Annotated in this window: 5 protein-coding genes and 1 riboswitch; of the genes, 4 read left to right on the plus strand and 1 reads right to left on the minus strand. The window is 28.1% G+C overall.

The annotated features are described in order from the left end of the window. Window positions 1-164: 164 nt before the first annotated feature. On the minus strand, window positions 165-1985 hold the full coding sequence (locus A500_RS10980) for an LTA synthase family protein (protein WP_016207657.1): 1821 nt from the start codon (window positions 1983-1985) through the stop codon (window positions 165-167). A 334-nt stretch (window positions 1986-2319) separates the two neighbouring features. Between A500_RS10980 and A500_RS10985 the strand changes: the two genes are divergently transcribed. The 4 genes from A500_RS10985 (at window position 2320) to A500_RS11000 (ending at window position 7224) form a co-directional block, all read left to right on the plus strand. Then, window positions 2320-4272 carry an OPT family oligopeptide transporter gene (locus tag A500_RS10985; RefSeq protein WP_016207658.1) on the plus strand — a complete coding sequence of 651 codons (1953 nt, stop codon included), beginning with the start codon at window positions 2320-2322 and terminating at the stop codon, window positions 4270-4272. Between the two features lie 16 nt (window positions 4273-4288). Next, window positions 4289-4636 (plus strand): PqqD family protein, encoded by a 348-nt coding sequence (locus A500_RS10990; RefSeq protein WP_016207659.1) that lies wholly within the window; start codon window positions 4289-4291, stop codon window positions 4634-4636. Window positions 4637-4731: 95 nt separating this feature from the next. After that, a riboswitch (SAM riboswitch) is annotated at window positions 4732-4840 on the plus strand. An 87-nt stretch (window positions 4841-4927) separates the two neighbouring features. Further along, window positions 4928-6085, plus strand: coding sequence for a trans-sulfuration enzyme family protein (locus A500_RS10995; protein WP_016207660.1), 1158 nt, complete (start codon window positions 4928-4930; stop codon window positions 6083-6085). 2 nt (window positions 6086-6087) lie between these two features. Beyond that, entirely contained in the window at window positions 6088-7224 is a 1137-nt protein-coding gene (locus tag A500_RS11000) for a trans-sulfuration enzyme family protein (protein WP_016207661.1), read from the plus strand. Window positions 7225-7296 lie beyond the last annotated feature (72 nt).

The following is a 7296-nucleotide window of genomic DNA, read 5'->3' on the forward strand; positions in this document are numbered from 1 at the left end:
CATAAAGTTAGATATATTTTATTGTAAATAATACATATTATATCATATCAATATTTAACTAGGTAGTATGAAATTTAATAAAATATAAATTTCAATTAATAAAAAATTGTATACAATTTTTAACTGTAAAGAGAAAAAAGGGGTGTACTCACCCCTGATAAATCTTATTTATTAGTTATTTTAAAGTAATTTCCTTCAATAATAAAGTCTGCTATTTTAAATGTATCTTTTAAATGCTTTTCTTCATTTGCATCTTTTGGAGTTCCAATAATATCTCCATTATTTAGTATTGTTGTATTTCTATTTGTATTAACTAATACTCTTCCCATAGATGTATTATCAAATTCATCTCTCTTAACACCTAAAAGATAAGATATTGTTGGTAAGAAATCCACTTGTCCCCCAGCATTAGATATAGTAGAAGCTTTTAAATCTTTATTATAAATTATATATGGTATTTTCTTGTGATTTTCTTGCCACCAATCTTCATTTAATGGTGCATCTTTAATTTCTTCTTCATAAAATTTATGAACGCCACAATGATCACCATAAATCATTAATACAGTATTATCTAATTGACCATTTTTGTCTAGTTCTTCTATAAACAATCTTATTGCTTCATCTGTATATCTTACACTTTGAAAGTAAGCACCTAACATATTTTCATCTAATTCTTTAGGAATATCTAATAATTTCTTTTCTTCAGGTATTTCAAAAGGTCCATGGCTTGTTAATGTTACTACAAAAGCATAAAAAGGATCTTGCTCTAATTTTAGTTTATCAGCTACTTGCTTTAAGTAAGATTCATCAGATAATCCAAGACCAATAATTTCATCTACATTAAATTTATTTATATCCCATAATTTATCAACTCCAAAGGATTTATGGGGTTCTGCCCAGTTCCAGCTTCCAGGTAGTTCCGCATGAGTTGAAATTGTAGTATATCCCTTATTCTTTAATATATTTTGCATACTATTATATGAAGTCCAAGGATATGCTGGAAATGTGCTAGTTTCTCTTATAGGAAAAATAGAAGTATTCACCATTAAATCTGCATCTGAACTAGTTCCTGAGTTATTTTGTTCATAAATATTATCAAAGTATAGACTATTTGAAAGTAATTTATTTAATGTAGGGGTTATTTCTTGTCCATAAATCTTTTTATTTATTACAAAGTTTTCTAATGATTCAACTTGTATTGCAACTAAATTTTTGCCTTTAAGTATTCCAAAGTATTCGTTGTCTGAAATCTCTTCTTTGTTATTACTAATCCATTCTTTTACATCATTAATATCGGAATCTGATAGTTTTTCATTTCTTCCAGTAAAATAAACTAAATCAAATCCATGATAACCTAAAGGACTCATATCGCTAAATGTTTGGAAAGGTGCCCATGACAGTCTAAATAATGATTTTCCCTGAACGGTACCTTTTATATCTATTTTATAATGTGATATAAAAATAAAAGCTCCACTTAATAAAAATACTGTAACTGCCTTTATAATTCTTAAAGATAATTTAGAATTGTCTTTATAATTTATTAATTTACCAAATTTAAATAGTATAAAGAATATTATAAAATCTACAAAAAATAATAAATCTACGATTTTAAAGTTCAATAAACTCTTATTTGTTGGATTAAAAATTTCAGTATGAAGTAAATGTCGTATTGATAAAAATGTTCCATTATTTCTGTAATACCATATATCAGCAACAAATAAAATGGTAATAATTAAATCAATTATTAAAGCTGCTTTAATTTTTCCTTTATACTTAAATAAGTATAAAATACTTAATATTAAGGTAATTATAAGTAAATGTGCATAAAGAGCCGGAACTCCAAAATACATAGTTGAAAGACTTATTCTAGATGAATTAGTGCTTCTAAGCATTGATAATAATAGCATTGATTTTAATTGTATTATTACAACCATAAGTAAGAATAACCAATTATTTAATACTCTCTTTTTAAAAAATTCTTTCATATGCTAACCTCCGAAATATATAGTTCTCATTCAATTAATTTTATCTTAAATAAATAATTATGGCTATATAAATAAATGTTTGTAAAAGAAAAATAATATTTATATTTAATTTATGGAAATTTAGTATTTATATTATTAGATGAATAACTTTAAATATAAGTGGAATTTTAATATTATTAGTAAAAATTATAATTTCCATTTAAACATTATAATACACTAAAAATCAGATACTACATTTAATAAAACTTTAGTGGAATTTGTAGAAAAATATGCTAGAATATACAATGGGCTTTATAAACAATATATTAATATATTTTATTTAGGAGGAGTTATTATGTCAGGAAAAAATAAACTTTCTCATGAAGCTTATGGTGGAGTAAACGGGGAAAAATATACACCTTACGTTTCTGTTAAAGATGCCTTACCAGAATTAACTATTATGTCTATATTAGTTGGATGTATATTTGCAGCTATATTTGCAGCAGCAAATGTATATTTAGCTTTAAAAGTAGGGATGACTATTGCAGCTATTATACCTACTTCAATTCTAGGAACGGCATTATTATATGCTTTAGGTAGAAAAAGCATTTTAGAATCAAACATGGTTGCAGGAATAGCAGGTATTGGGGAATCTTTAGCTGGTGGAATAGTTTTTACACTACCGGCTGTAGTAATATGGAATGAAAAACTTTCACTTTTGCAAATAGTTACTATTACAATATTAGGAGGAATATTAGGTGTTTTATTTGTTATTCCTCTAAGAAAATATTTAATGGTTGAAGAACACGGAAAATTATCATTCCCAGAAAGTATGGCCGCATCTGAGGTACTTGTAAATTCAAGTGCAGGTGGTAGTGGACTTAAAAGCGTTATGACAGGTTTAACTGGTGGTGGAATATTTAAGTTTTTATCAGGTGGTTTGTTATTATGGTCAGAAAGTCCTACTTGGATGATAAATTTATCTCAAAATGGCAAATCAATATTTCAAAGTATGTTTGGGATTGATGCATTAGCGTCACTTTTAGGAGTTGGATTTATAGTTGGAATAGAAGCTGCTCTATATATGTTTGCAGGTGGAGCTATAGCATATTATGGGCTTATACCATTAATAAAATTTTTCGGAGAAGGAGCAGCTACTGCTGTTTTTCCAGCAACTATTCCAATAGCAGAAATGACTGCAAGCGCTATTAGAGGTGAATATATAAGATATATAGGAGCAGGGGCTGTTGCAGCGGGAGGATTTATAAGCCTTGGGAAATCAATTCCTGTAATAATTAGATCAATGAAGGCTGCTTTTTCAGGAATGAAATCAGCGGGTGAAGAAGTAAAGAGAACTGATAAGGATTTACCAATGACTTGGGTTATTGGAGGAGCTGTTTTAGTATTTTTATTAACTTGGTTACTACCAATTACTAAGATACATCCAGTTGGAGCCTTACTATCAGTATTATTTTCATTTTTATTTGCTGTAGTATCTGCTAGAATATGTGGACTTATAGGAGCATCCAATAATCCTGTATCTGGTATGACAATAGCTACCTTATTATTTATAACATCAATATTAAAAGCGGTAGGTGTAGTTGGTAATAAAGGAATGATAATGGCTTTACTTGCTGGTGCTATAGCTTGTGTTGCAACTGCTGTAGCAGGAGGAACTTCTCAAGCCCTAAAAACTACATTTATTTTGGGAGGAACTCCTAAAAATATTGAAATTGGACTAATACTTGGATTAATAGCTTCAGCAGTTGCTGGTGGAGCTGCTATGTTATTATTAATCAATATCTACGGGATAGGTGGAGAAACTGGTCTGGCTGCACCACAAGCAACTCTTATGTCAATGGTAGTTAAAGGTGTTATGGATGCTCAATTACCTTGGACATTAGTATTAGTAGGAGCTGCTTTAGGTATTGCCATTGAGTTATTAGGTTTACCTGTATTACCTGTTGCATTAGGAATATATTTACCAATAAACTTAAGTGTTGGTATTTTAGCTGGTGGTATAGTTAGAGTTGTAATAGATAAGAAATTTAAACATAATGATAATCTAAGAAAAGATAAAGTTGAAAAAGGTATATTAATTTCATCAGGGTTAGTTGCTGGAGATGCACTAGTTGGTATTTTAGTCGCTGGATTAACAGCAGGTGGTGTTGCAGAAGCTGTTGGTATAGGACCTAGATTATTACCTACTATAGCTGAAAGTAAAGAATTTGCTTTAGTTATGTTCTTAATATTAACTTATTTGTTATATAGATATATTCTAAGTGGCAAAAAAAATGAAGCTAATTAAATGATGGTGAATTAACATGACTAAAAATAACAAACAAGAAAATTTTCTTCTATATATACCTGAAAAAAAGCATTCTACATTTGAAGAAAAGAGCAATAAGATTTATTTGGTTTTTCATCATGATAAATTAATAGAAAAACTTCTTCAAAAACTATTTAAAAAACCTGCTATTACAGATATAGAGCTAGATGAACTAGGTAGCGAAGTTTGGAGATTAATTGATGGTAAAAGAAATGTTCTTCAAATAATTGAAGAAATGAAGGAAAAGTTTGGAGAAAAGTGTGAACCGATTAATGAAAGATTAATCTTATTTATTAGATACTTAAATAGAAGAAATTGGATAAGATTTAAAGAAAATATTTAGTAAAAAGAGCTAGAAGAAAATAATTCTAGCTCTTTTAAAGTTTTTATTGTCACAAAATGATTTGTATTATATAATAGTTACAATAATTAAATAATATCTTATTAAGAGCGGTGGAGGGACTGGCCCTAAGAAACCCAGCAACCTACTATAGTATTTTTTACTTGGTGTGGTGCTAATTCCAACAGATAATCTGAAAAATAAGAGTATATTGTACAATTAAATAATTTTGTATATAAGAATTCTTTCTTTTTTGGGAGGAATTCTTTTTTTATTTTAAAAGGGGGCTATTAAATGACACAAAAAAATTATAATTTAGAATTTGAAACTATATCAGTAAGAGGAGCAAGTGGTGGGGATAAAACTACTGGGGCAATTAGTTATCCTATATACCAAAGTGCTACTTTTAAACATCCAGAATTAAATAAAAGTACTGGATATGACTATTCAAGAACAAGTAATCCTACAAGAGAAGAAGTTGAAAAAACCTTAAATTTATTAGAAGGTGGCTTAGGTGCATTAGCATTTTCTACTGGAGTTGCAGCAATTACAGCCTGTATTCATTTATTTAAACCTGGAGATCATATTATAATTTCAGAAGATTTATATGGTGGAACTTTTAGATTATTCAATGATATTTATAGCATATATGGTATAAAATCATCCTTTATAGATACTTCAGATATAAATAAAGTAAAAAATGAAATACTAGAAAATACTAAATGTATTTTTATAGAAACACCATCTAACCCATTAATGAGAGTTAGTGATATATCATTAATTAGTAATATTTGTAAAAATAAAAATTTGATACTAATTGTAGACAATACATTTTTAACTCCATATTTTCAAAAGCCGCTTTTATTAGGTGCTGACATTGTAGTTCATAGCGGAACAAAATTCTTAGGTGGGCATAATGATGTTTTAGCTGGATTTATTGTTTCAAATAATGAAAATATATTAAAAAAGTTAAAAGTAATTCAAAACTCAACAGGAGCAACTTTATCATCTTTTGATTCCTGGTTAATTTTAAGAGGGTTAAAGACATTACACATTAGATTAGAAAAATCACAAGAAAATGCAATTGTCTTAGCAAATTATCTCAAAGGAAATAAAAATATAGAAAAAGTATATTATGTAGGTCTTGAAGATCATATAGGATATAAAGTAAACTCTCTGCAATCTACTGGATTTGGATCAATGATTTCTTTTAGGGTAAAGAATAAAGATATAATATCTAAAATACTAAAAGAATTAAAGGTTATAGCTTTTGCAGAAAGCTTAGGAGGAGTTGAAACATTAATTACTTATCCTCATACTCAAACCCACTCTGAAATTCCCAAAGGTTTAAAAGATAAATTAGGAGTAGATGAAAACCTGCTTAGGATTTCAGTTGGTATAGAAAATATAAATGATTTAATAAAAGATTTAGAAAGAGTATTGGAGGATTAAAAATGAAATTTGGTACTAAACTATTACATGGAGGAAATAGCATAGAAAAAGAAACTGGAGCAGTAACATTACCGATATACCAAAGTTCTACCTTTCATCAATTTGACATAGATAATTTTGGAGAATATGACTATGCTAGGTCAGGTAATCCAACAAGAAATTTATTAGAAAGGGATTTTGCTAAATTAGAAGGTGGTAATTATGCTTTTGCATTTTCATCTGGAATAGCTGCAATATGCTCAGTAATTAGTATATTTTCAGCTGGAGATCACTTAGTAGTGGCTTCAGATGTTTATGGAGGAACATATAGAGCCATAACAAAATTATTTAATAAATTTAATATAGAATTTACCTTTGTAGATGCATCTAATATAAAAGAAATAGAAAATGTAATAAAAAGTAATACTAAGGCTATATACTTAGAAACACCTTCTAATCCATTATTAAAAATAACAGATTTAAATTGTGTAATAAGTATAGCAAAGAAAAATAAAATAATAACAATTGTAGATAATACCTTTATGTCACCATACCTTCAAAGACCTTTAGAACTTGGAGCAGATATAGTTGTTCACAGTGCTACAAAATTTATTGGTGGACATAGTGATGTTATTGCAGGTTTTGCAGTAACAAAGGATAAAAATATTGCAGATGAAATATATAAAATACAAAATAGTTTTGGAGCAATATTATCACCACAAGATTGTTATTTAATATCTAGAGGCTTAAAAACATTAAAAGTTAGAATGGAAGAATCTCAAAAAAATGCTTTAACTCTTGCTAATTGGTTAAATAATCAAGATATCGTGGAAGAGGTGTATTATCCAGGGCTAGAAGACCATAGAGATAAGGAAATTCATGATAAACAATCCTTTGGACCAGGTGCAGTATTATCTTTTAAGTTTAAAACCTTAGAACAAACTAAGTATTTTTTAAATAATGTAGAAAATGTAGTTGTAGCTGTAAGCTTAGGAGCTGTAGAAACTATTGTATCTTATCCTGCAAAGATGAGTCATGCTGCAATACCTAAAGAAAATCGCGAAAAAATGGGAGTAACTGATACATTAATAAGAGTATCCTTAGGAATAGAGGATATAGAAGATTTAATTGAAGGGTTTAAAAAAGGGTTTAGAAATTAAATTTATTAATAATAGCAATATAATAAAAATTAAATATAATATAGTATCAGTAATTAAATAGGAGTTTTATTA

Source organism: Clostridium sartagoforme AAU1, assembly GCF_000401215.1.
Taxonomy (GTDB): Bacteria; Bacillota; Clostridia; order Clostridiales; family Clostridiaceae; genus Clostridium; species Clostridium sartagoforme.

Excerpts from the sequence above, each read along its gene's own strand:
- A500_RS10980 (WP_016207657.1), bottom strand. The coding sequence starts at position 1,985 with ATGAAAGAATTTTTTAAAAAGAGAGTATTAAATAATTGGTTATTCTTA.
- A500_RS10985 (WP_016207658.1), top strand. The coding sequence starts at position 2,320 with ATGTCAGGAAAAAATAAACTTTCTCATGAAGCTTATGGTGGAGTAAAC.
- A500_RS10990 (WP_016207659.1), top strand. The coding sequence starts at position 4,289 with ATGACTAAAAATAACAAACAAGAAAATTTTCTTCTATATATACCTGAA.
- A500_RS10995 (WP_016207660.1), top strand. The coding sequence starts at position 4,928 with ATGACACAAAAAAATTATAATTTAGAATTTGAAACTATATCAGTAAGA.
- A500_RS11000 (WP_016207661.1), top strand. The coding sequence starts at position 6,088 with ATGAAATTTGGTACTAAACTATTACATGGAGGAAATAGCATAGAAAAA.